Source organism: Microbulbifer okhotskensis (genome assembly GCF_023895975.1).
Lineage (GTDB): Bacteria > Pseudomonadota > Gammaproteobacteria > Pseudomonadales > Cellvibrionaceae > Microbulbifer > Microbulbifer okhotskensis.
The window spans coordinates 1-437 of sequence record NZ_JALBWM010000394.1; the positions used below are offsets into that span (position 1 = coordinate 1).

Below are 437 nucleotides of genomic sequence, written 5' to 3' on the forward strand. Positions count from 1 at the left end.
GCCTCTTCCATCTCGCCGGTTGAAACACCCTTCAGGTAAAGCCATGGCAATGCGGATTCTTTTTTCCTTTATTCTTTAGTTTATGCGCTTTACCACCAGCAACTTTTTGTGCATCGATAAACTTGCGACGCGCATGAGCCCAGCAGCCGAGATGAGTCATATCCTGTTCTGCAGCCACAGCATAATAGCCGGCATAGTCGTTAGTTTGCAGGTAACCCTTAAAGCCGGATAGCAGTGCGTTGGCTACGGCGCCGCTGCGACTCGGGTGGTAGTCGTAAAGGACAACCTTTTGGCTGGGTGCGCCACCTAAACGCACCCACATGTAAGACTGGCCTTGCGGAGACTTGCCTGGTTCTTTCAGTACCTGCAGCGGGGTTTCATCACATCCTGCATTCAACTTTGAAGTGCATCAGTTAATCCCCTGGAAAAGAACGGTC

The 437-nt window shown here is 51.0% G+C and carries 1 protein-coding gene; it reads right to left on the reverse strand.

Annotation, left to right across the window (positions count from 1 at the left end; genetic code table 11):
• Positions 1–31 precede the first annotated feature (31 nt).
• Positions 32–397, reverse strand: coding sequence for an IS66 family transposase (locus MO867_RS22650; RefSeq protein ID WP_252473389.1), 366 nt, complete (start codon positions 395–397; stop codon positions 32–34).
• Positions 398–437: the final 40 nt, after the last annotated feature.